The following is a 21,596-nucleotide window of genomic DNA, read 5'->3' on the forward strand; positions in this document are numbered from 1 at the left end:
CCATTGCAGGGGGCCGGGGTGCTGGGGGTCGGCGGCTTCGAGGCGCCAGTGCAGCACTGCGGCGACGTCGTCGGCGGTGTGCAGTTCGCGGCTGGCCGCGGCCGCGGCCAGTTGGTCGATGGTGGCAGCCACCGATTCGGTGCGTAGAGCAATCAACGCCAGTCGTGTCCGCAGCGCCGGCCAGGCGGGCTGGTCGGTCAGGGCGGGGTAGACGGTGTCGGCGCCGGTGTCGATGTCGGCCATCGCTTGTGCGCCCAAGGCGATTTCGGCGAGCGCGCCCAGGGCGTCGTCGTACATGTCGGCGGCGGGTCCCAGGCGCAGGAACGGGTCGTGGGCTTGGCGTTCGGCGGTGGTGGCCGAAGTTTGCGCGCCGTCGCGCGCCAATACTGCGGTGAGTACTTCGACGGCGGTTTCGGGGTGGGTGGCTTTGGTGGACAGGATTTTGTGCGGGTCTTGCTCGCTGGTCGACAAGTAGATGTGGTTTTCCGCGCGCCCTCGGGTCAATGCAACGTAAAGCAATTGGCGGGTCAGCGAGGCGGCGCCGACGATATGGGCGGCGAACCCTGCGGTGAGTCCTTGGGCGAGGTCGATGGTGGCGGCGTAGCCCAAGGTGACGTGTTCGGCGACATAGTCGGCGGGCAACGTGATGTGTTTGCCGGTGCCCAGCTGAGTGGCTTTAACCGAGCCATCAGCACGTACGACGGTGATGGTGTAGCGGTAGCCGTTGCGCACGTAGTCCCCGCGGCCCAAAGTCAACGAGCGGTCGTTGTCGCGGGTGCGGATGATGTCACCGGCGCTGGCCGAAAGACCGTCCGCGAGAACGACTTCGCGGCCGATGCGGCGGCTGTGGGCATCGGCGAGGCGGTCGCGGCGGGCTCGGGCGTTGAGTTCGTCGACGGTGGCGTTGGTGGGGGCCAGCAGCATCGAATCGCGTCCGGATCGGCGGTCGGCGCGCCAGCCGGTGTAGGCCATGTCGGCGGCGGTGTCATCGGAACCGACATGGACGCGGTGGTGGTCGATGTAGTAGCCCAGCCCGGCGGTGTCACCGGCGCGCACCGCCAGGGTGGCGGCGGCCTCGGCGGCGCTGTGGAACCGGACGAGTTCGGTCAGGGTCAGCGCGCCGGTCTCATGAGCGATGTCGCGGATCACCCCGCCGGCAGAAATCGAGGCGAGTTGGCAGTCATCGCCCACCAGGCGGATGCAGGCGCCTCTGGCCAGCGCGTGGGCGATCACGGCGTCCAGTTCCAGGGTGCCGGCTTTGCCGACTTCGTCGATGATGACCATGGTGTTGGCGTTGATCTTGCGGAACCATGCCGGTGTGGCGCCGGGTCCGCCGGCGGCGGTGTGGACGTATTTGGCAACCGTGTCGGTGGGCGCGGCCAGGTCGGATCCGAGTTCGATCGCGGCCGCGGCGCCCGGGGCGAGGCCGAGGACGTTGCCGCCCGCCGAGCGCCACGCCTGCGACAGCGCGGCCATCGCGGTCGTTTTTCCTGACCCGGCCGGGGCCAGTGCGAGGGCGAGTTTGCGTCCGCCGGCGGCCATCTCTTCGACGAGGGCTCTTTGGCCGGCGTTGAGGGGTTTGCCGCGCGCCGCCGAATCCTGCACGGCCATCTCGATGTCGGTGGCCGCGACCCGGCGTGCCCCGCGGGTGCGGGCGGCGGCGATCAGGCGTTGTTCGGCAGCTTTGATGTCGGTGGATGTGTACTGCTGGGTTCCGTGGCGGCGGTAGATACTGGTGCCGTCTTTGCGGCGCAACACGGCGGGTTCGCCGAGGTCGTCGTCATCGACGCGGGCGACGCGGCACGACAGTGGTTGCGCCAGTGCCGCATCGGCGATGCGGGCGGCCAGATCAGGTGGTGCGTGGACGGCGGCGCCGCGGGTGCGGATGTAGCGTTGCGCTTCGGCCAAGACGTGGTGATGCGACCATTGGGCACGGTGGGTGGCGACGACGTCGCGCACGGCTTCGGCGGCGTCGGCGACCCATCGCCGGTCCAGGTTCGCGGCGCGGGTGCCGCGGGCGGCGTCGATGTCGTGCAGCATGCGGGTCAGGCCGCGATGGCCGAGCAGCTCGACTGCTTGGGTGCGCCAGGTGGCGCGTTGCTCGCCCACCGAGCGGGGCTCGTGTTTGGCTTCCCGCGTTTCCAGAGTGGCTTGCTGGGACAGCTCGACCAGTTCTAAGGCGGTGGGTTCGCGGCCGTGGTCGTGCTGGAACTGTTTGGCCAGCTCGGCGGTGCGCGCCTCGATCTCCGCGCGCCGCGTGGACCACATTTTCAGCAGTTCAGTGGGGACTCCGACGACTTCGCGGATGGGTCGCTTGCCGCGTTGGGGCGCTTCGCGTTCGGCGAACACCCAGCCCAGTCGGGCACCGATGTGTGCCTCTAAGCGGGTGTTGTACAGCTCTGATCCGGCCACCATGAGGCGGTGCAACGGCTGGGCGTCGAGGGCGCGCCAGCGCCGGATGCCGTGCCGGTCAATGGTGGCGACTTTGGCTGAGATCACCAGGTGGGTGTGCAGGTCGGGATCGCCGGCGCGGGAGTCGCGGTGGGTCCATGCGGTAGCGATCAAACCCTCGGCGTCGACCTGGGCGACCCCGTTGGTGCCCAGGCGGGTCAGCGCCGCGGAGTCCTCAAAAAACGTGAGCACGTCGGCGACCGCTGCCTGGTGGCAATCCTCGATCGCCTGCGCGACTTTGAGTGGCGCGAGCGCCCACGCGGCGCTGACAGACTTCACCGGGGAGCAGGTCAAATCGAACGCGGCGACCGAGGTGCGCGCCGGGCGGTTGTTGCGCGCAATTAAGCCCGACAACTCGCGATCATCGGCGGGTGGGCGGCCGAATTCGTCGGCGAACCAGGCGCGGGCAACCCGGGTTTTGATGGCCGCTTTCTCGCCTGGGTCGAGCCGTTGTGAGGGTGGACGGCCCGCGGCAACGTTGTGCTCGCGGTAAGCCTGGGCGAGGGCGTCGACAAATGGGGGTGGCTCGTAGACGGTGAATTTCGCGCCCAGTTTCGTGGCGGCGATGGCGTGCTTTTCACTCAGTCCACGCCGTGTCAGATATTCGGTCAGCCGGGAGGCGTTGGGGTGCAACCCTTCTCCAAACAGGGCCTTCATGTGGTCTTCGGACACGGCTGAGCCCGCCTGGATCGCCCAGAGTTTGGCCAGATCGCTGTCTGCTGGTCTGTTCTGGCCGCGAGGGTCCGACAGGGCCGCCAACCCTCGGCCCATCCACACCCCCGGGGCCTCACCTTTGACCGAGTAGTAGTCGGCCAGAGTGCTGCGGCCCCGATGGGTGGCATCGCCAGCCGCGACCTGGCGCACCAGGTACAGGTAGCCGTCCCCGGCGCTGATCTTGTGCATGCTCACCGTCACGGTGCCCGCGACCTCACATGGCGTCACCGTAAAAGCACCACACCCGTTGCCGCCCACCACCACACAGCGACTCTCAGAGGTTTCTTAACCAAAATGCAAGAGGTGTGTCTGGTGTGGTGGTGGCCAGAGGGGTGTAGTGAGCTTGGCTAAGGAACGGGTGGCTGGGCGGATGGCTGGGCGGCTGGGGTGATGGTGGTGGGTGGCGATCTGGTGTCGGGAGAAAACGAGGGGTGATGGTGGTGGTCGTTGGGGCGGATCGGGCGCTACGGTGCAGCGACATGGCTAATGCGAAAACATTGGAACAGGCACGGCGGGCGGCTCGTGAGCGTTTGGCGCAGGCCCAGCGTGCGCGGGCCGAACGTGAGGCGAAATCCGTTGATGACGCGGCCGAGGTGATTCGCGCACGCACTAGGGTCGGCGAAGTCGACGCCTGGGAGGCAGAGCGGATCGCGACGATCGCGGTGGAGGCCGACCGTAAGCGGGCCGAGCATGAAGCGGTGGCCGTGGACTCAGTTGTCAGGATGCGTGCGCGCGGGGAGTCGATCAAGACGATTGCGCTGCTTGCCGACTTGGCCGAGAGCGAGGTCCGTAGGTACCTTCGCGCTCGGCGTCCCGACGCTGGGGTAGAGCTGGACGAGGGCGAGGTTGGCGCGGACGCGCAAGCGAGTGCGGCGAGCACGCAGAGCGAAGCGCGCCCGCTCCGCGCTGAGGCGACGCCCCCTGGCGCGTTCCCCGGCGCGGAGGCCAGTGTTGCCGGCGCGTAGCGGGCGCGTACTGGTGAGTCGCGGCGAGTGCGCCGGTCGACGCGAGACGCCAGCCGGGATATGCCGTGAGAGCACTGGGCCGCGCACATGATTCGTGCGCCCGGATGCACTAGGCGCGTACGCGCTATCGACGGTCGCGGTTGCTGGCGGCCGGCGTTGATGCTGACGGCCATCGATGGCGGGCTGGGCGAAAGCCGGTGTCAGGTAGCACGTTTAACGTGAGTGGTGTGAGAGGTGATCGTGGGATTCCGCTGTGGGTTGATCCTGTTGTGCACGAGGCGGAATGCCACCGATTCGATTCCTATGTAGTCAAGGGGCCCGGCCCTGACGATTGCGATTTCTTCATCGGCGCGATTGGCACGGACGGTTACGGCCGGTTCTTCATCTACCGCAGCGGAAGCGGGATCTGTGTGCGGCCGCACCGCTACGCGCTAGCGCGTGCCTTGGCGGTCCCGCTGGGCGCGGGCGAATTCGGTTTGCACGAGTGCGACATGCCGCTGTGTGTGAAGGTGTGCGGCGCGGATACGCCGCGACGTCATGTGGTGATCGGCGACCAGGGCGACAACATGCGTCGGATGGCGCGGATGCGGCGCGGTGGTGGCCGCAAGGTGATCGGCGGCGACGGGCTGCGGTCGCGCCGGGAGCGGTCGGTGGCGCTGCGGGCGGTGCTGCGGGAGCGCGGATGGGACCGCGACGCGGTGCAGGCCGTGCTGATCGGTGATGCGCCGACGCTGTGGTGACGTGTGCGGCGCGTGTCAGCCGGCCAGGGCGGCAGGCGCTGGGCGGCTGAATCCGGCCGTGGCGCAGTGATCGAGACGGTAAATCGTGGTGTAGAGCGTGCGGTAGACAACGACCGTATCGGCGCCCGAGACGGCGCTGGCGGGGTCGGGGCCGAAGGTTGACTGGAATGCCTCTTGGGCGTCGGCGAGGGCGTGCAGGGCGACATTAGCGTCGCGCACGGTGTGAAACGTCAGGCCGGTGCGGCTCTCGGTGGATCGCGACGAGGTGATCCGGAGTTCACGGATCTCGATGGTGGGTTCGGCATCGGATGGCACCAGCACCGGGGTGAGGCACGGCAGGGCGGTGTCGGTGCGGCGGCAGTGGATGACGCGGGTGCGGGCCGCTGCGTCGAGCGTGCCGGCGCACAGCATCGCCGCGGGTAGGACGCAGGTGTCGTGTTGCAGGCCGCGGTAGTCGATCCACTTGACTGCGGCCTGGCGCTCGATGAGCGCGACCACGATGCCGTGGCGGCTGCGGACGCTATAGCTCGGGCAGCGCTCGGCCAGGGCGTCGGGGTCGCAGGCGCTGACGAGCTGGCCGACCCGAAGGCGTTGCGCGGTCATGGTTCCCGCGCCTGGTCGTCTTCGGTGGGGGCGCGCGGGTCGCTCGGCTGGGCGGGCGAGTCGTCAGTGGTGGTGATGGTCAGCGTCGCGACGCGCGTCGATCGCCCTCCATCGGCGTGACTCCAGACGCCGTATTCACCCCAGCCGTCGATGGGTGCGATCACGTCGTCGGGCTGCGACCGGTGGATGTGGTGCTCCGCGAGGTCGTATGCGGACTTGGCGGTCGGCTGCTCGGGGGACTCCCAGAGAGGCATCCCATCGGGCTGGGTGACGTCGGTGATGGTGGCGATGTAACTCATGGCTGGTGTCGTCCTTTCATGCCGCGCGCAGCGAACGGATGGCGTCCGGCTTAAACCCTGACCAATGTTGCTCGCCAGCGATGACGACGGGCGCTTGGAGGTAGCCCAGACTCATCACGTAATCGCGGGCGTCGGGATCCTCGGTAATGTCCACTACGTCATATTCGACCCCGTTTTTGTCGAGGGCTTTTCGGGTGGCTGTGCATTGAACGCACGCGGGCTTGGTGTAAACCGTGACGGTCATTTGAGTGCCTCCTATGGCTGCGGAAATGGGGTTGCTCATAGTGCTGATTATAGTCTTTAATATGTTCTCGAACAATGGTTTTCAATGACTTTAGAGCAATTCTTAATGTTATATCAGGAATGGTTTCTACCAATCCTAAAGCACTGCCATTTATTGCAGGGAGATTGCAATTATGGCATTTATCCGACGGTGTTTTAATGACGCGCAATGTGGCATCGGTACGCTGACCGCTTTCCGATGCCACATTGCGTCTTCCTGGCTTATTGGCCGCTGGCGAGCAGCCGGACGACGTATCCTCCGAGCCACTGGGCGACGTTGCTGGAGACGGCGTTCCCGAAGCCCATCGTCTGCTCGGACCTATTGCCGGTGGTGCGGTAGGTGTCGGGGAATCGCTGGGCGCGGGCGTGCTCACGGGGGCTCAGCATTCTGAACCGGCAGTCGTCGATGTCGATCGAGGATGCCTCGACCAGGGCGGCCGAGTCACGGGTTGCGACGGTGTGCAGGGGCTCGTCGGTGGTCTTGGCCCTGCCCTTGCGGTAGGGGATCACCAGCGACAGGTTGGGCCGGGCCACCACCGAGGGCACAGGGTCCTCGACACTCTTGGTCATGTGGGCAATCCCCTGGTAGTCCAGGCCGCCGTGGTGCTTCTGGATGAACGCGCCGGGCGGCACGGTCAGGCCCTGGTGGCCTCCGCCGGTTCCACCGCCCGTGGCCACCGTGGACAGCGGGGCGTCGATCGGGCTGACGTCGGCGTGGTTGCGCAGCACCGTGATCCAGGGCTGGGGGGTGAACAGGCCATCGGTGTCGCGGGTCATGCGCGTGCGGATCGGCTCATCGGCGCTGGTCGCCTCGGTGTTCCAGGAGCCGCCGGCGGGCACGACCATCGGCGGGGTCACCAGGGTGTGGGGGCGGCCGTTGGCGGTGATGGTGCCGACCGGGTCGCTGATTGGCTTGATACGCCGGGCGTCTCCGTCGTTGTAGGCGCGGCGGTCGAGCAGGAACGGGGGGCAGACCACGCCGTCGCCGATCTTGGTCGATCGGGTGGGCATCGGTGCCCGGGCGGCGGGATAGGCGCGGTCCTCTCCGAGGCGGCCGTGGTTGGTGGCGATGACGGTCGGCTCTGCGAACTGGGCGACCCCTGCGCGGATGCGGCGCATCGTCGCGGCGACCAGTGGCTTCCGTCGATCGCCGATGCGCTGGCCGAGGTCGCTCCAGTCGATGGCCACCGCAGCGGGCCGCACGAACGGCTCCACGATGCTGTGCCTGCAGGCGGCGCCGCCGTTCGGGCAGCGGTACACGTACTGCTGGCGGTACTTTCCAATCCGGCGGCGGTTCAGGCGCTTCCAGGACTGTACGGCGTGGTTGATCTCGTCGCACTCGGGGCACCAGGCCAGCGGGCGCGGCCGAATGTCGATCATGGGCAACGACACTGATGTGAAGACGATGTAGAGGCGGTCGCGCCATTGAGGGGCGTGCGGGTTGGCGTCGTCGCCGATGTGGGCCGAGGACACCGAGATGAACTGGTGGTTGTAACCCATCTTGTCCATCGCGGCCAGCCAGATGTCAAACAGCTCCCAGGAGGCGGCCTCGACGACGTTCTCGATCAGGATGATCTTGTAGCGGTGAACTTCGGTGGCTCGCACGACATCCCAGAAGGTAGCGCGGGTGCGGTCGAGTGCGGCCGTGGGGACATGGCCTTCTGGTTCGAGCAGTGAGAGCTGGGCGGTGCGGCGGCGGGTGCCGCCGGCGGGGGACAGTTCGGTGCAGATCGGGGAGGCCCACAGCACGTCGGTGTCCGGCATCCGGCGCATGTCGTAGTTCGACACGTCGGCGATCAGGTGGTCGGCGTCGGGGAAGTTCAGGGCGTGCGTCTCGATCGCTTTGGCCCAGTGATTGGCGCCGAGAACCAATGTCATACCGGCGTTTTCGAGGCCGATGCTCGAACCGCCGAATCCGCAGAAGATGTCGGTGTAGGTGATGCCGGTCGGCAGGCCGGTGGGCTGCCAGTCGCTGTGCGTGGTGGCCAGGGCGGCCTCGATCTCAGCGATGTGTTCGGCGGACAACTCGGGCGCGTGCAGCTTCGCCGAGCGGGGCGAGGTCGAACCGGTCATGGTTTTCCCTTTCTTGGCGGTTGCCTATAGCCTACCAGCTAGGTGGGCTATAGGCAACCAGTTTGCAGGCTTAGATTTCCGCCGAAGGGCACCGAATACGTTGGTAATGGGCGAGACTCGCGCGATGATCCGCCGGTCTACCGTTGCGTTAGCGGGGGAGCAGGGTGAGTTGTTCCTCGTCGCAGGCTCGGCGATGGCCTTCAGCTTCGGCGATCACCTCGGCCATGGATAGGTCCATGCGGAATCGGTGGCCGGTCTGGGCTTCCACAGCGGCATAGCGCTGCGCGAGTTCGGGATTGAGCCGCGCCGAGCACACAAGGTCGGCGCGGGCGGCCAGCACGCAAAACCGGCACGAGAGCCTCGACATTCCCGCCGCATATGCGCGGTGCGGCCGGGTGCCGGCGGTGGCGATGCGCTCCCAGACCTGGGCGACGGTCCAGCCGTGGATGGGATACCAGTCGTCGACCTGGCGGCGGCCATTGGACGCAGACGGGTTGGGGGCGTAGGGGTTGCGTCGGCTGCGGGCCGCGCTCTCCTCGGCGCGTAAACCCATGACATTGAGCAGGCGCACCGGCCGCCCGACGACGCGCTCGGAGTCACGCAGCTCGGCAACCAAGCGGGTCATCACTTTTCGGATGGGACCGCGTTTGTGGTCGCTGGTGCACCAGCGGACCTTCGCGCTCGGCCAGGCCCCGCGGCGGGCGGTGCGCTCCAGGATGGTCTCTGGGTTGCTGGTGATTTCGAAGCGCAGGCCGTAGTGGGCGGCGTGTTCGGCGGCCAGCTCGGGCACGCCTTGCCACTCGGCCTCGCCGAGATCGGCGTGAACCACGATCACGCGGTCCTCGACGCCGGCGGCGCGTGCGGCGGCCACGACGACGTCAAGGGTCGCCTGTGAGTCCTTGCCCGCACTGGAGTTGACCAAAATCAGGTCATAGTTGGCTAATTCGGGGGTCGGGCCATCGGTGACGGTGCTGGCGGTGCGGCCGGTGGTCTGGGCGCTGGCGGGCTGCCAGGCCAGTTCGAGTTGCCTGCTGGTCATCGGTGCTGTCCTTTCGGTGGCTGGGTTAGGCCAGGCCGCTGAATAGGTCGAGTTGTTCACCGGCGGATTGCAATTGCAGGGCGCGGCGCAGCAGCTGGGTCTGCCAGGAGTCGATGGCGTGGAGGCGGGCGTAGTGGTCGTCGCACTCGTCGTCGCTGGGGTGGTAGCGATCGCACGGCCCGGAGTGGGCGTTGGGGGCATTGTGCTGCCAGGGGCAGCGACACCAGTCCTCGGTGCGGCGGCGCTCGACGGCAGCGGCGTCACGGCACTCGGTGAGTTCGCGGCGGATGTCGGCGGGCAATGCGGCTGCGTAGGAATTGATCTGGGCCTTTGTCAAGGTGACACGGATTGTGCCGGTTTGCGGGGCGCTGACCTTGCCGCCTTGGGTGTTCCAGCCGGTAAGCCACTCTGGGCCGCCATCGGGTCCGCTGAAACCCCAGCTGCTGTAGCAGGACTGCATTAAGTGGTCGGTTCCGGCCGGGCTCAAAAGGCAGTCCCGCATCGTCCAGCCGCCGATCGCGAACATCAGCCACCGTTGCTCGGTGCTGAGGTTTGCCGCCATGTTTGTTGCCTCCCGCAAATCCCTGTGGTTGCCTATAGCCTACCATCGGTGGTAGGCTATAGGCAACCAACGATTTGGGGAGAAGTCCTGTGATCCACACCACCGCAACCGATTTGCCGCTACCCGGCATCGCCGCCACTCCCGATGCGCCTAAAGTGGTTTTGAGCTACGGGATGGGGTTGGACTCGACGTGCCTCCTGCTGCGCTGGCTTGAAGAACCGTCATCGCGTGACTTCGATTTGAGCGAGCTGGTGCTCGTCACCGCCTTCACCGGCGACGAGTTCGAATCCACCCGCGACGTCGTCGAGCGCCACATCCTGCCGCGCCTGCGCGATAACGGCATCCGGTTTCGTGCAGTGCGCACGCTCTCAACGACTAACCACGGCCCGAGGCGACGGCGTCGTGGTCCTGGACGACTCGACCAGTCCGGAAAAGCTTCACTTTCGCGGCCGCTACCGGCTCAGCGATGAAATGCTGTCCCAGGGGACCATCCCGCAGCTCGGCGGGTTTCGTTCGTGTTCAGTGCATTCCAAAGCCAACGCACTCGAACCGGTCATCGCCGCACTGACCCAAGGCCAGCCCTACCGGCATGCAATCGGATTCGAGGCCGGTGAACGGGCGCGGGCCGCCAAGGACGCCCAGTACAACACCGCCCGTCGCACAGGCTGGTATCCGTTGGTGGAGTGGGGATTTGACCGTGCCAAAGCCCAGGAGTACGTCACCGCGGTGACCGGCCAGCCGTTCCCCAAGTCGGCGTGCAGTTACTGCTGCTTCGCCATGGCGACCGAGACGGGCCGGGCCAACCAGGTCGAGCGCTACCGCAACGAGCCGCAGGCAGGCGCGCAAGCACTCATGCTGGAGACAGTGGCGCGCGCGCTCAACCCGCGCCAGACCCTCATCGCCGGCAGCAGCGTTGCCGACCTCATCGCCACGGCCGGTCTGGCTGAGGTCCTGGCCGAGTTCGCGGCGCTCCTCGAGGAGTTGACATTCGCGGTCTACGAGGTGAGGCGCGTGAAAACACAAGTCGGGGAGGCCCGCAGGACCATGACCGCGCGCTCGGTGCGCACCATCGCACGCGGCACCCGTGCCGAGATGGACACCCACCTGGCCGAGATGGCTGGCCGTCGCGAGGTCGGACCGGACGGAATCACCCGGCACATCGTGGCGAGCGCCGAGCGCTGCGAGCACCTGTTCGTCGTCGCCCCGGCCGTCGTCGAAGACAAACAACGACCCCAGTTCGAGCGCATGTGGCAGGAGGCCAACAGTGACACCCTTTTCTGATCGACACCCGAACCGCGTTGCCCAGCACGGCGCTGTCACAGGCGGCGTGCTCGTGGCCCGTCCACCTGGCGGGGTTGTAGGCTATGGGCTACCACGAGAGGGACGGCGAGTGCCAGAAATCGACGAAGACACGGTGCTCGCAACGGTCGGTGGCCACATTCTTGAGCGGCGCACCGAACTGGGTTTCAGCCAGCGGGATCTGGCCGCCGCGGCCGGCGTCGACCGCGCGTTTCTAGCTCGCGTCGAACAGGGCCTACGCAACCCCTCCGTGGTGCTTCTGGCCAAAGTAGCCAAAGCGATGGAAACCACCGTCAGCGAGCTGACGCGCAACATCTGAACCGCAGCCCTGAACTGGTGGGTACCTTGCCGCTGGCGTTGAATCTTCGCCGATTCGATTGATGCCTGGGCGAAGACGCGATGCGCGCTGTCATTTACGCTCAAGAATGGCGTCGCCCTCGGCCAGTAGTCCTTCAACCGCCGCCCACCACAATTGCGCACCAGCCTCGCTTGAGCACATAGCCTCCCTGTCGAGCTTGTCGAAACGGTTGAGCAGCGCCACTGCTTGCCCCCGTACCGCGCGGGGTGCTACTTCGACCACCCCTTGAAACAACCGTCGTACGCGATCAGCCCATTCACCAGAAAAGTTCATGCCTCCAGGGGACCACGGCCGTCGATAGCGTTGCCACATCCAACTAGAGAAAATCATCATCATGTGCCAGGCTCAGGTTGCCTGTCACCGAGACTCGTCCTTGAAGCTCGCCTCGCCGGGTAATCAGTAGGTACGGGATGCAAACTGGTGGTCTCGGTGAGTTCGAACCGGCGGCGTCGCCCGCCGCAAACCCCTTCTATCGACGAGGTCGCGTGAAGAAATCCCAGAGAGTGCCCGCCATCAACAACAAGGTTGAATGCCCGCATTTCGTCAACTGACGAATTGCGCCGGGGCTTCCAATGCGCACGACAGGGCATCAGGTACGGCTAGCTGGAGAAGGCGGCTGGCGGCGCGGGCTACATCCGCCACGCCGGTAGTTCGACCTAACGCTAGACGATATGAGCGTTACGGTGATGGCTATGGCGGACAGCGGAGACTTCCACGCCCACCAAGGCAAGGCTGCGGAGGCGCTTTTCAAGGCGGCGATGGCTCTGGACAAGATCGACCCTGACGACCTGTCGCCGCCGGAGCGCATCACCTACGCCCAGGCGCAGGCATCGCTGGGTGTCGGTCATGCGCTCATGACCCAGGTGGCTCAACAAGACCAGCCGCCTCTGCCGGATCGAGGGTGACGTCGACGACGTCAGGAATGCGTTTGAGCGCTTGACGGGTGTCGCTTCACAGATAATCACGAATATATGTGTACTATCGGTTGGTGGTCGACGACTCCCCGCGCTCCACGGATCGGCGTGGTATCGGGGCGAAAGCTGTTGGGGCGAATATTGATCGGCGCGTTGGCGTTCCGGCTGTGCGGGTCCGCCCGGAGTGGTTCGCGGCGTTCCTTGCGGCGCGCCGCTCGGCTAAGCAGTCGGTGCACACCACGAAAGCCTACTGCCAGGACTTCGACGCGATCGCTGCTTTGATCCTGTCCGCCGGCGGCGCTGACCCGGACGCGCGGATGCTGACCGCGACCGACATCATCGTCGACTCGGTGCGAGACGCGTTCTCCCGCTATGCCCCGGACCGGTCGGCGGCCACGGTGCGGCGCTGCTGGTCGAGCTGGAATGCGTTGTGCAACTTCTTGTGCGACGAAGACATCCTCGACGACAACCCGATGCGCCGAATACCGCGGCCCAAACCCGACAAGCACAGCCCGAAGCATCTCGACCGCGACATCGTCGTGGCCATCCTGGCGGCGATCGCCGACGATGACCCCGCCCAGCCGCGGGTGTGGGTCGAACGCGACCAGGCGGTCGTGTTGACCTGTCTGCTGGCCGGGCTGCGCACCGAAGAACTCTTTGGTGCCAACGTCGGCGACGTCCGCCCCGGCCGCGACGGCGCGATCATCCACGTCCGCGGCAAGGGCCGCAAAGAACGCGACGTCCCGATCGAACCGCAACTACTCGAGGTCATCGAACGCTACCTCGACGACCGCGCGGCCCGATTCCCGCGCCGCGTCCGCCGCACCCACTCCCCCACAGGGGGACTGGACCGCTGGCCGGCGACCGCGCCATTGTTCGTCAACATCGACGACGGCGACCGGATCACCCGAGAAACACTGCAATACCGCGTCTTACGGGCGTTCAAGCGGGCCGGCAAGAACTCCCACCGTCCTACCGGCGCGTTGCTGCACGCGCTGCGCCACACCTACGCCACCGAGCTCGCACGCGCTGGCGTCACCGTCTACGACGTCAGCGACCTGCTCGGCCACGAATCCATCGCCACTACCCAGCGCTACGTCAACGGCGCCAGCACCCACCTGCGCGCTGCAGCCGCCCACAACCCGCTCTACCGCCTCCTAGACAACGAGGACACGGAGTAGCCGCGCCGCCGGCCCGCAGGCCCACACACACACAATGCCGCAGATCAGTCGCGTTTGCCCGAGCTGTCGAAACCACGAAAACCGTTGTGAGACAATGTCAAGCACCACTTTTGCTGCCGGCGAGTCCTTGTCAGCTAACGGCTAAACAGCCTGTGAAATGCACGTATGTCTCCTTTGGGAGATTAAAATAGGTGACATGCTCACGACACCATCACACGCGAAAGCGGGAACGGCCGAATACCAGGCTGTCTCGCTGATCGACATACCCGAGGACTATCCCAAGGTGCTCGACCGCGGAGACTTCCCGACGCGAGCCAAGGCGAAAGCGTGGTGCGCCACAGCGATGCGCACCGGTCGAGCCACGATGGCCGAGGTGTACGAAGTGCGCTATCGGGGAGGTCGAATATCACGACCCGCACGACGGCCACGTTCGCGATGCCGGATTGTCGCCTCAGCACCCAGTACGGCTGGCTCGGTGATGATGGAAGGGTCTATTGGGATCCGCCCCATGCTGCCGACTGACTGCAACCCGAAGCACCCAACGCTTCGTCCTGTCGGCGACCGTCGAGGTCGACCAGAAAGCACGAATCATGTTGTGACGGTGTGTATGTCGTCGCACCGCAGGAGGTGCAGGTATGGGTTCGGTGAGTCGCTCCGCATCGACAGTGCGCTGCACCGACGAGGACCTTGTACGGGCCGTAGGTCTCACCGCAGGCTTGGCAGTCGATCGGCGCACGTTCCTCCCACCCGCGCTTCGTGCGCCGCAGCGTCATGTTGAACCAAGCTACTCTGCCGAACCCTGGGATGTCGGACGGTCTGGGGATAGTGAGACCCATGACTAACTGCTGGGACGACGACGGGCATGTCATCAGCGTCACACACGTGGTCTGTGGCGAGTCCGGTTTCATTGTCTGCAAAGAGGTTTCCGGAAAAGGTGCGTTGGAACGGACGCCGGGGGCTATTCGTCCTCAAGGACGTTGTCAACGTCGTCGTCGGTGACATCGTCGATGTGGAGGTGGTCGAGAATCTTGCCGAGGCGAAGTTCGGACTTGATGCTAGCCCGGCGTAGGTGATACAGGGTGTCGCCGTAGCCGCCTTCGATGTCGGCCAGCCTCGCTTCCAGTGCTGCGATACGACGTTCGAGTGTTTGAATCGATGCCACGCGAGTTAGCCCCTTCCCGTGGTGGTGCCGGCTTTGTGGTCGGCGGCTGGCTGATCGTGCCGCAGTAGTTCAGTGGCGTCGACGCCGAAGTGCTCGGCGAGGGCGTACAGGGTTTCCAGCGTGATGTTTTTCCGGCCGGCTTCGACCGCGCTCAGGTATGGCCGTGCAAGCCCGACGGCGGCGGCCGCGGTGGCCTGGGTCTCGCCGGCGGAACTCCGCAGGGCACGTAAACGCTGCCCTAACCGCCGAAGTTCACCCTCGATTAGCACCTGTCAACTATAGACGACACGCTGCGGTGTCACCTATAGTGGACATTATGGTGGCGGATGTCGGAGCTGCGGGGCACGATCAGGCTAGCGGCACACGTGCGCCGGACAGAGAAAAGGAAACGAGAATGGCGGATTACACGCCCGACCAACTCGCAACGCACATATTCACCGGGCTGCCAGCCGACCTCCTACAGCATAAGCGGGATGACCTCGTGGCCCGATGCCGCGCAGTACGGGCTGCCGGCTGGGACGACTACCGCTACGTGTGGTCGACCGGGGAGGTCCTTGCAGTGGCGTACCTGCTCGACGCACGCGACGTCCTCGCCGAGCTTAACGAGGACGAGACGAGCGTGCTTGGGCGCTGGGCGTACGACCTCTGGGGTGTTAGTGGCGGCGAGGAAGACGAAGCTGCGGGTCTGCGCCGAACTCGGAAGTGGTTCATGGAGACTCGCTCAACTGCAGTCCAGCGAACGTAGCCGATAGGCAATTAGCGCGATGGAGGAAAGAGAAAATTCGAGCACGGGGGGTCTGCAGTGAGTGAAGAGAGTGTCCGCGCCCGCGAATACCGTGAAGCTCACGCACGGGCGGTGGCTTCGCGTGATACGGCTCAGCTCGCGCTGCAAGCCACAATCGAGCACGGCGTTGAGCCGGGGCAGGCGGCTGAGGCGTGGCACAAGGTGCGGGCGCTGCAGGCTCAAGCCCAGCTCGACATCTTGCACGTCATTTCTCACGACCTAAGCGCGATAGGCGATTCGATGCCTGAGTGAGGCACACGCCCGCAACACGTAGGAGCAACGGCGACAAGGAGTTTGAGATGAGAACCACCAATGCACTCGACCCGTTAACCCGCCTTCGTGCTCCGACACATAGCGAGCCCATCAACAACGGAGTTCGGGTGCTCGCGCCGCTGATCGGTGTCGACGCTAATTCACCCGAGGGTGACCAGCTCCGCCAGCGTCTGATCGACGCGCATGGACCAGCCCCCACCGCGACCTGGAGCGGTCAGCATTACACGGACGCCGGGCAGTCACCGCGCTCGGCGGCTCTCGCGATCATGCCGACGTCTCGGAGGTATAGCCCGGAACCAGGCCTCGCCGTGCAGCGTGACGACGAGTGGCGGGCAGCACTTGCCGCCAGCGAGGTGCCCGATTAAGTCCGGAATTGGTAGCGAGACAAGGAGATCAAGATGGGTGCACATACAGCGTCCGCCGCCGCGGTGGTGACTCATCCGGACCGCGCCGACACAGGGACCGTGATTGACAGCGCGGGCCCGGCGTGGACACCCGACGCGCTGACGGCGACCCCGCCAGACGCCGACATGGTGAAGGTGCGGTGGTCTGACAGTGCGGACCCGATGCAGATCTATTGGGAGTACGCCTCAGAGTTGCGCGCCACCGAAGTCCCGCTAAACGTAGAACCTTTCGACGAGCCAAGAAGGCGATGAGATGACGGACTCGATTGGCGGGGCGCCCCGGCTTACGGAGCCCGATTCCCGCGTGCTCGATGTCACCTGGAGTTCTGGCGTGGTGCATCTTTATCTGAACCGCACAGAGGTGCTGTCACTGTCTCCTGCTGCGGCCGAGTGGCTGGGGAGGAATGCCAGCATCTGCGCGAGGTCCGCGGCTGATCCAACCGCCTTCCAGTAATCGTATCCGAAACCGTAGCAAGGAGATTCACTCAATGAACGACATCCATGTACGCGATCTCGTCGTCAATGTCGGTGACCGCACCGTCGTCGGCCAAGTCCTGTCGACAAGCGAGTCCGTCGGCGGGCTCCACTCCCCCGCCGACCTCGACCTCTGCGACACCGGCAACGGGCCGCGATTCACCGACACCGGTCTCGTGCCCGTGCGATGGAATCCCGACGGTGCGGCCTATGAGTGGTGGGAAGCGCCGGAATTCCTTGAGGTGTTCCGGCCGGCGCTGGACTGCGGGCAGCTCGCTGTCCACTGAACATAGGGACGCTGAAAATGCACTACACATACAGCTGCACCAGTTGCGGCGCCCCCGCACAGACGACTCGGGCGGCCGACCTCCGAAACCGATCAGGACGCAGGTGTGAGCGTTGCAAGGCCGGGCCGATCTCGGCGAGTGGGCCGGTCGAAGATCACGTGTGCCGACACTGTGGGTGCACGGATTCCCGCGCGTGCGAGACCATCACGGGACCGTGCGCCTGGCTCGCGACCTACCCCGACAACACGGGCGTCTGCACAGGGTGCACCTCCCACTTGCCGGCATCGGCCGTCGACGTCCGGTAATCGGATCCGGAACAGCAGTAGCTGTCGCACCCAAAGCGCATCATCGGCAGGCAGATCTCAAACAACCACGATCAAGGAGAAAGAATGACTAATTTTAGGAACGACGTTGACACAGCGCTCCAAGCAGCGCTGAGCGTTCTCGGTCCTGTTGATTCGGCGACACTTAAACAACTTCCAGAGTCGGATCGGTTCACGTACGCGTTGGGCGAAGCGGCGGTTGCGATCGCCTACAGCCTCCGACAGCTCGCCGCCATGCGGGAAGACGAGCTTGATGAGCGGAAAGTCAGGAGGAGCTGACGCGGAGCGCTTCGACAGTCCGCGATAGGTAGGACGAAATTGGCGGGGATGGTGGCGAGAACTGCGGTGAAAGTCTTACGGTCCGGGTGGAGGGCACCGAGCGAGGGGGTCGATCATGAGTGACAGAGAAGACTTCCGTATTCGGAAGCTGCCTGAGCGCGAGTGCAACCGCGTGTTGCGGCGCGTCGGCTCCGGTTGGGAGTCGCTGGCCTGGTATCCCAGCCGCGCGGAGGCACACGCCTCTATCGAGCGATTGTGCAGCGAAACACTGCTGATCGACGGCAGTTCCATTGACGGACCGCCAACCATGCACGTCGGTCCGCGCCACGCGCTCGACATGGATTGACTGCCATAGCCGCCGAGCGGCTAAAGCATTGGGAGACACGAGGAGCGATCAGAATTGCGAGAGAATGCCACGCCTGAACTACCGGTATTCGGGCTACCTCTTGAAGAGTTGCTAATGCACGTCTGGTTTGACGGTTTCACATCAGGTGCGGCGACCGGCTGTAGCCAGTTCTTGCTCGATGACGCTGCCGATGCCAAGGCCGACGAACTCGCTGAGGCCGCGCTCGGATCACCCGAGCTCCAGACTCAGGTCCGTCACGAGGTCCACGACCGAATACGGGAGGTCATGGCCCAGCACATGGTGACCGGCAAACCCATACCCGGTCTGAAGCCATCCGATCTGAAGCATCCCTAATTGGTACGAGAGGACAGAACACCTTGGCTCGCAGAGTGATTCACGCTCCCGATGGCGTCTGCGATAGGTAAGACCTACGAATCGCCCAATTATCGGCAACCGTCGAAAGCTATAACAGGTGCGCGGCACCCTTTCGGTGACGCACCGCAGGGGTTAGGTGCCAACGCAGGGTTTTGACGCGTCACTTCGGCTGAGGATCTCGCGGTGACCGCTGCCGCCGAGTGCCGTTAGACGTGAAGCGAGGAAATCCGCTTGCCAGCCACCAGAACTCGTGACGTAGGCGGTCGATCAGCACGGCCACGAACGCCCCCGCTACGACGGCGAGGTAAACCACGATCCAGGACATGTTCATGAGGCTATGTGCTGCAACGATTCCTGACGTGTACACGGCGGTAAACCGCCGGTGCCCCATTCCGGTGGCTCTCGCGGAGTGGTCGACTAGGAACGCGAACAGCAAGCCACCGCCTGACCACGTCGCGGCCCACGCCATCCAGATCCAGACGGTGTGGTGGTCGGCGTAATAGAGGTGCAGCACTCCGCGCGCCGCAGCGCTGATGGCGACTGCCGAACATTGAACTGCCCAGCCGCGGCCTGCCAGCAGAAGCAGCGCAACACCGGTGAAGGTGACTTCTTCTTGGGGACCGGACGCGATATCGAGGAGAAGGCCGTAGCCGGGATCAGCTCCCGCGCTGGTGATCTCGCGACACCAGCCTGCAGTGCCGTGCTTAACCATTGCACCCAACGCCCACACCACCGTGTAGGCCGCGAACGCGCAAGCGACCACCGCCCAAACCGAGGGGCCAGCGGTGGATCGTCCAGTGACCTGTTTCTGACTTTGCGATAGAGATTCGCGTTGTATCAGACAACATCGTCGGGATCCTGGATGGGTTGAGTGTGCCGGTTCTGGCGGTGCCAGGCAAGCCGGCGGTTGCGGGCGGATTCGAGCCCGGCCTGGCGTGCTTTGCGGATCGCATCACCTCGTCCTTCGTGTTCGTCGTTGGGCGTGACATAGCCGATTCCGGCATGGAGTCGGACCCCGTTCCAGTGCCCGCGGATGAGGGTGAGTTCAGCGCGCAGGGTGGCCGGGTCCTCGATGGCGAGCAGGTGCGGGAACTCGATCTTGAGGTGGCCGTTGAAGCTCTCGATCCACGCCTGATCGGTCGGGGTACCGGGGCGGCCGAAGTGCTGGGCGATCGCGCACAACGCCATGAACTCCCGGGTCGACCCCGACGTCATCTGCGGGCCATTGTCGGACACCGCGAGCAGGATCGGCCGGTTCGTGTCGTCGATGTCGAGGTCGACGAGCCCGTCGGCGCGGCGCTCGACGGCTTCCAGCAGGCCCTCGACTTGCAGCGCGTCGGTGAACCCGACCTCGACCTGAGTGGAGGTTTCCTCGACGGAGACGACCTCGGTGATCCACTTGCGCGAGACCAGATCCTGGACGATCAGCACCGCCATTCCCGCCCTGGTGAAGTGCGTGGTGTCGTAAATCCAGATCGAGTTCGGCTTGTAGTGCACCCACTCCGGGAACGGCTTGCGCTGCGAGCGGCCTGGCTTCGGAAGAGGTCGGAAGTGCTTGTCCGCCAAGAACAGGACACGGCGCACACTCGACGGCGACACCCACACCCGATGAAGGTAGGAGCCGCGGTGGGCCAGCTTACGATGCGAGCGGTCGGTCTCGCCCCACTCCTCGAACAGGGCCAGGATCTCGGCCGCTTCGGCGTCGAGCAGCCCGTGCATCGGCGACCCTCCCGGCGCCTTGTCGGCCAACCGCCCCACGGCGCGGCGAGCAATCCAGCGGTGCGCGCGGACCTCGCCGAGTTCCAGCTCGTGGCAGGCGCGGCGCAAAGTCCAGCCAGCGTCGACCGCGTCGTCCAGCAGCCCCAGCAGCGCCGTCTTGGTGGCCGCGTCGACTCGGTGTGGGACTCGGCCACTTAGCCCCAGCGCCCTTTTCCCTCGACCAGCGTCAACCGCACAGCCATCTCCTTGAGCGCCTCGGACAGTCGCGCGTTCTCGGCCTTGGCGGCCTCCAGCTCGTAATCGCGCTGGCGAGCCGCCGTGCCCGGCTTGGAGGCGGCCAGCGCCGCCAGCGCACCCTCCTTGGCGACGGTGCGGATGCGCATGATCGTCGTGCGGTCCACCTGATGGTTGGCGGCGGCCTCGGCGATCGTCACCTCCTGGCGCACCAACTGCAGCCAGATCTCGTACTTGTTCGACGGGGTCAGGAACCGCTTCGCGCGCCTGCCCACACCGGTCGTTTCGGACATGATCAGATCCTCCAAGAGGTCTCAGAGAACCCGTCGGATGTTGTCTGATCGACACGCCGATCTCTATCGCGAAGTCAGGCGCAAAACACCAGCTCGTCTGGGCGGCTGCGCGGCGGCGCTGAACCGTGCCGCCACCGCCAAACCGAGCAGCGCCTCAAGCACCCGGAACAACAGGTCGGCCGCATCGGCGCCAACGCCACCACCTTTGCGGCAGGGCGGCATCCAAATCCAGTCGTGAATACCGACGACCATGTCGTCGCCGAATACCAGAATCAGGCTTGCGGCGTAGCCGAGGAGCCGCAGCCCGGGTCCCGACACCCTCAGGCGCCGCGAGGTGAACCACACGGCGGGCAGCGCGGCCACCCGTACGCCCAGAGCGAAAATGACCCAGGCCGGTACGTGTTGTTGGTGGATCAAGAACAACGACACGTAGGTCACTGTGAGCACGAGGATCGCCGCAAGCGACGCGCCATGAAACAGCGTGGGTCCCTCAGCGTTGGGATGCATTCGTGACGCCATACCCGCGACCATAAGGCCGGCGGCGGACAACAAGGGCTCCAGACCCATGGCCGCCGGTTTCCGGTTGAGGCCCAGTGTTAGAGCTAGCCGAAGGATGCTGGGTGGGCTTATCGTCGTGGCGTGGGGTTAGTTGACGCACAGGTTGCCGAGGTCGTAGCGGTCGTCGACGTGCTGTTGGGCGCCGGCGCGGTGCAGGCGGGGGGCGACGGTGTCAACGGGGTGTTTGGGCCGCTGGTCGATGTCGCAGATCCGGGGGATGAGAACTTCGGTGGCCAGGCGGGGGGCGATTGGCGCGATGCGCATCGCGATGTAAGTGCCGCCGGTGCGCGGATTGCTCGGGCCGATGAGGTTTTTGCGAGCAGCGTGGCGGCGGCGCGCCGACGTAGCGCCGAGGTTCACTCACGGCTGTCCGCGATACGTGCTGAGTTGTTGGAGTTGTCAGCTTCTGCGGGCGATCTCGACGTTACTGCCGGGGGTGAGCGGGAGTTAGTCGAGGCGGTGTTGGCTAAGGCGCAGGAGCTGCGCAGGATTTGCGCCGATACTGCCCAGTTCTCAAGCGACGTCGCCCGCAATCTCGCCGCGGCGGCCCAGACTTATCGACAGTGAGGTCACCGTCGCGCGGTCGCGCGGTCCTCGGCCGCCGG

Annotated in this window: 31 protein-coding genes; 16 read left to right on the plus strand and 15 right to left on the minus strand. The window is 65.4% G+C overall.

The window, feature by feature from the left end; all coding sequences use genetic code 11:
* Positions 1-3,393: MobF family relaxase (mobF, locus tag AWC17_RS12535; protein ID WP_244193486.1), on the minus strand; the 3,393-nt coding region annotated here is incomplete at its 3' end.
* Positions 3,394-3,644: 251 nt separating this feature from the next.
* On the opposite strand from mobF, the gene AWC17_RS12540 reads away from it, so the two are divergent.
* Entirely contained in the window at positions 3,645-4,130 is a 486-nt protein-coding gene (locus AWC17_RS12540) for a hypothetical protein (RefSeq protein ID WP_141224610.1), read from the plus strand.
* A gap of 227 nt (positions 4,131-4,357) precedes the next feature.
* The gene (locus tag AWC17_RS12545; RefSeq protein WP_167385579.1) at positions 4,358-4,870 is read left to right on the plus strand and encodes a hypothetical protein; all 513 of its coding nucleotides are present in this window, start codon (positions 4,358-4,360) and stop codon (positions 4,868-4,870) included.
* A gap of 15 nt (positions 4,871-4,885) precedes the next feature.
* Here the strand turns inward: AWC17_RS12545 and AWC17_RS12550 are convergent, their stop codons facing one another.
* The 6 genes from AWC17_RS12550 to AWC17_RS12575 form a co-directional block, all read right to left on the minus strand.
* Positions 4,886-5,473, minus strand: a complete 588-nt coding sequence (locus AWC17_RS12550; protein WP_085164702.1) for a hypothetical protein — start codon at positions 5,471-5,473, stop codon at positions 4,886-4,888.
* The gene (locus AWC17_RS12555; RefSeq protein WP_085164704.1) at positions 5,470-5,772 is read right to left on the minus strand and encodes a hypothetical protein; all 303 of its coding nucleotides are present in this window, start codon (positions 5,770-5,772) and stop codon (positions 5,470-5,472) included. The genes AWC17_RS12550 and AWC17_RS12555 overlap by 4 nt, the downstream gene beginning before the upstream one ends.
* A gap of 16 nt (positions 5,773-5,788) precedes the next feature.
* Positions 5,789-6,016: a glutaredoxin-like protein NrdH gene (gene nrdH, locus AWC17_RS12560; RefSeq protein WP_085164705.1), complete on the minus strand. Its 228-nt coding sequence runs from the start codon at positions 6,014-6,016 to the stop codon at positions 5,789-5,791.
* 260 nt (positions 6,017-6,276) lie between these two features.
* Entirely contained in the window at positions 6,277-8,127 is a 1,851-nt protein-coding gene (locus AWC17_RS12565; protein ID WP_085164707.1) for a DNA cytosine methyltransferase, read from the minus strand.
* 148 nt (positions 8,128-8,275) lie between these two features.
* Positions 8,276-9,166 (minus strand): phosphoadenosine phosphosulfate reductase domain-containing protein, encoded by an 891-nt coding sequence (locus AWC17_RS12570; protein WP_085164709.1) that lies wholly within the window; start codon positions 9,164-9,166, stop codon positions 8,276-8,278.
* 25 nt (positions 9,167-9,191) lie between these two features.
* Positions 9,192-9,728: a hypothetical protein gene (locus AWC17_RS12575; RefSeq protein WP_085164711.1), complete on the minus strand. Its 537-nt coding sequence runs from the start codon at positions 9,726-9,728 to the stop codon at positions 9,192-9,194.
* Positions 9,729-9,817: 89 nt separating this feature from the next.
* Between AWC17_RS12575 and AWC17_RS33445 the strand changes: the two genes are divergently transcribed.
* From AWC17_RS33445 to AWC17_RS12585, 3 genes are all read left to right on the plus strand, one after another.
* Positions 9,818-10,198, plus strand: coding sequence for a hypothetical protein (locus AWC17_RS33445; protein WP_244193487.1), 381 nt, complete (start codon positions 9,818-9,820; stop codon positions 10,196-10,198).
* The gene (locus AWC17_RS12580; protein WP_244193488.1) at positions 10,131-11,009 is read left to right on the plus strand and encodes a hypothetical protein; all 879 of its coding nucleotides are present in this window, start codon (positions 10,131-10,133) and stop codon (positions 11,007-11,009) included. Before AWC17_RS33445 ends, AWC17_RS12580 begins: the two co-directional genes overlap by 68 nt.
* Positions 11,010-11,118: 109 nt before the next feature.
* Positions 11,119-11,346, plus strand: a complete 228-nt coding sequence (locus tag AWC17_RS12585) for a helix-turn-helix domain-containing protein (RefSeq protein ID WP_085164713.1) — start codon at positions 11,119-11,121, stop codon at positions 11,344-11,346.
* A gap of 90 nt (positions 11,347-11,436) precedes the next feature.
* On the opposite strand, the gene AWC17_RS32015 is transcribed toward AWC17_RS12585, so the two are convergent.
* Positions 11,437-11,658 (minus strand): hypothetical protein, encoded by a 222-nt coding sequence (locus tag AWC17_RS32015; protein ID WP_141224611.1) that lies wholly within the window; start codon positions 11,656-11,658, stop codon positions 11,437-11,439.
* Between the two features lie 419 nt (positions 11,659-12,077).
* Here AWC17_RS32015 and AWC17_RS12590 point away from each other — a divergent pair, with 419 nt between their 5' ends.
* Positions 12,078-12,290, plus strand: coding sequence for a hypothetical protein (locus AWC17_RS12590; RefSeq protein WP_141224612.1), 213 nt, complete (start codon positions 12,078-12,080; stop codon positions 12,288-12,290).
* An 83-nt stretch (positions 12,291-12,373) separates the two neighbouring features.
* Positions 12,374-13,480, plus strand: a complete 1,107-nt coding sequence (locus AWC17_RS12595) for a tyrosine-type recombinase/integrase (protein ID WP_244193489.1) — start codon at positions 12,374-12,376, stop codon at positions 13,478-13,480.
* A gap of 958 nt (positions 13,481-14,438) precedes the next feature.
* Here the strand turns inward: AWC17_RS12595 and AWC17_RS12600 are convergent.
* Both AWC17_RS12600 and AWC17_RS12605 read right to left on the minus strand, forming a co-directional pair.
* Positions 14,439-14,642, minus strand: coding sequence for a hypothetical protein (locus tag AWC17_RS12600; protein WP_085164716.1), 204 nt, complete (start codon positions 14,640-14,642; stop codon positions 14,439-14,441).
* 5 nt (positions 14,643-14,647) lie between these two features.
* Positions 14,648-14,911, minus strand: a complete 264-nt coding sequence (locus AWC17_RS12605) for a helix-turn-helix domain-containing protein (protein ID WP_085164718.1) — start codon at positions 14,909-14,911, stop codon at positions 14,648-14,650.
* Positions 14,912-15,036: 125 nt separating this feature from the next.
* Here AWC17_RS12605 and AWC17_RS12610 point away from each other — a divergent pair, with 125 nt between their 5' ends.
* The 8 genes from AWC17_RS12610 to AWC17_RS12650 all read left to right on the plus strand — a co-directional run bounded on the left by AWC17_RS12610 (position 15,037) and on the right by AWC17_RS12650 (position 18,166).
* Entirely contained in the window at positions 15,037-15,387 is a 351-nt protein-coding gene (locus AWC17_RS12610; RefSeq protein ID WP_085164760.1) for a hypothetical protein, read from the plus strand.
* Positions 15,388-15,444: 57 nt separating this feature from the next.
* On the plus strand, positions 15,445-15,678 hold the full coding sequence (locus AWC17_RS12615) for a hypothetical protein (RefSeq protein WP_085164720.1): 234 nt from the start codon (positions 15,445-15,447) through the stop codon (positions 15,676-15,678).
* Between the two features lie 47 nt (positions 15,679-15,725).
* Complete coding sequence (locus tag AWC17_RS12620) at positions 15,726-16,064, plus strand: hypothetical protein (RefSeq protein ID WP_141224613.1); 339 nt, start codon at positions 15,726-15,728, stop codon at positions 16,062-16,064.
* A gap of 33 nt (positions 16,065-16,097) precedes the next feature.
* Entirely contained in the window at positions 16,098-16,355 is a 258-nt protein-coding gene (locus AWC17_RS12625) for a hypothetical protein (protein ID WP_141224614.1), read from the plus strand.
* A 236-nt stretch (positions 16,356-16,591) separates the two neighbouring features.
* Positions 16,592-16,864, plus strand: a complete 273-nt coding sequence (locus tag AWC17_RS12635) for a hypothetical protein (protein WP_085164728.1) — start codon at positions 16,592-16,594, stop codon at positions 16,862-16,864.
* Positions 16,865-17,253: 389 nt separating this feature from the next.
* On the plus strand, positions 17,254-17,466 hold the full coding sequence (locus AWC17_RS12640) for a hypothetical protein (protein WP_085164730.1): 213 nt from the start codon (positions 17,254-17,256) through the stop codon (positions 17,464-17,466).
* A 115-nt stretch (positions 17,467-17,581) separates the two neighbouring features.
* Positions 17,582-17,812, plus strand: a complete 231-nt coding sequence (locus tag AWC17_RS12645) for a hypothetical protein (RefSeq protein ID WP_085164732.1) — start codon at positions 17,582-17,584, stop codon at positions 17,810-17,812.
* 54 nt (positions 17,813-17,866) lie between these two features.
* Entirely contained in the window at positions 17,867-18,166 is a 300-nt protein-coding gene (locus AWC17_RS12650; RefSeq protein WP_141224615.1) for a hypothetical protein, read from the plus strand.
* A 181-nt stretch (positions 18,167-18,347) separates the two neighbouring features.
* Here the strand turns inward: AWC17_RS12650 and AWC17_RS12655 are convergent, their stop codons facing one another.
* The 5 genes from AWC17_RS12655 to AWC17_RS32670 form a co-directional block, all read right to left on the minus strand.
* Positions 18,348-18,950: a hypothetical protein gene (locus tag AWC17_RS12655; RefSeq protein ID WP_085164736.1), complete on the minus strand. Its 603-nt coding sequence runs from the start codon at positions 18,948-18,950 to the stop codon at positions 18,348-18,350.
* A 74-nt stretch (positions 18,951-19,024) separates the two neighbouring features.
* A complete protein-coding gene (locus AWC17_RS12660) occupies positions 19,025-20,014 on the minus strand; it encodes an integrase core domain-containing protein (protein WP_244193490.1) in 990 nt (329 codons plus the stop codon).
* 86 nt (positions 20,015-20,100) lie between these two features.
* Positions 20,101-20,433: a hypothetical protein gene (locus AWC17_RS12665; RefSeq protein ID WP_085164765.1), complete on the minus strand. Its 333-nt coding sequence runs from the start codon at positions 20,431-20,433 to the stop codon at positions 20,101-20,103.
* A 63-nt stretch (positions 20,434-20,496) separates the two neighbouring features.
* Complete coding sequence (locus AWC17_RS12670) at positions 20,497-20,952, minus strand: hypothetical protein (RefSeq protein ID WP_141224616.1); 456 nt, start codon at positions 20,950-20,952, stop codon at positions 20,497-20,499.
* 126 nt (positions 20,953-21,078) lie between these two features.
* The gene (locus AWC17_RS32670; protein ID WP_085164740.1) at positions 21,079-21,351 is read right to left on the minus strand and encodes a hypothetical protein; all 273 of its coding nucleotides are present in this window, start codon (positions 21,349-21,351) and stop codon (positions 21,079-21,081) included.
* On the opposite strand from AWC17_RS32670, the gene AWC17_RS34165 reads away from it, so the two are divergent.
* Positions 21,316-21,558 (plus strand): hypothetical protein, encoded by a 243-nt coding sequence (locus AWC17_RS34165; RefSeq protein ID WP_425270852.1) that lies wholly within the window; start codon positions 21,316-21,318, stop codon positions 21,556-21,558. The two genes, AWC17_RS32670 and AWC17_RS34165, sit on opposite strands and share 36 nt — an antisense overlap.
* The last annotated feature ends 38 nt before the right edge of the window (positions 21,559-21,596 follow it).

Origin of the sequence: Mycobacterium nebraskense (assembly GCF_002102255.1) — a bacterium.
Classification (GTDB): domain Bacteria; phylum Actinomycetota; class Actinomycetes; order Mycobacteriales; family Mycobacteriaceae; genus Mycobacterium; species Mycobacterium nebraskense.